At 60.2% G+C, this 437-nt stretch carries 1 protein-coding gene; it reads left to right on the top strand.

Annotation, left to right across the window (positions count from 1 at the left end; translation table 11 throughout):
- Positions 1-64: 64 nt before the first annotated feature.
- Positions 65-355, top strand: a complete 291-nt coding sequence (locus EN780_RS37850; protein ID WP_128276669.1) for an HlyU family transcriptional regulator — start codon at positions 65-67, stop codon at positions 353-355.
- Positions 356-437: the final 82 nt, after the last annotated feature.

Here is a 437-nt window from a genome sequence, read left to right as displayed (position 1 = left end):
CTAAATGCGATAATGAGAACCGGCGCAGGCATTTTGCGCCGAGGTGAAAGTGGAGATTTGAACCATGTCTTTTCTGAAAAAGCTTTTCGGCGGTGGCGGCGATGCGGGCGAACCCAAGAGCGCGGCGCCGGCAAAGCGGGTCGAGCACAAGGGTTTCCTGATCAGCGCCACGCCCTACAAGGCCGATGGCCAGTACCAGACCTGCGGCGTGGTCTCGAAGGAAATCGACGGCGTGACGAAGGAACACCGCTTCATCCGCGCCGACCGTTTCGCCGGCCTGGACGATGCCGTCGACATCTCGATCAAGAAGGGCATCCAACTGGTCGACGAGCAGGGCGAGCGAATCTTCGGCTAAGACCATCATCGCTACAGCCTTGGGTCGATCGGCTCGCTTTCCAGTGCCAGCACGCCGAACACACACTCGTGTACCCGCCGCA

The organism is Mesorhizobium sp. M4B.F.Ca.ET.089.01.1.1, from assembly GCF_004022605.1.
GTDB lineage: Bacteria > Pseudomonadota > Alphaproteobacteria > Rhizobiales > Rhizobiaceae > Mesorhizobium > Mesorhizobium abyssinicae.
This window is presented reverse-complemented; position numbering and strand designations above follow the sequence as displayed.

What these genes read in the sequence shown, in the direction of transcription:
- EN780_RS37850 (WP_128276669.1), top strand. Translation starts at nt 65, where the DNA reads ATGTCTTTTCTGAAAAAGCTTTTCGGCGGTGGCGGCGATGCGGGCGAA.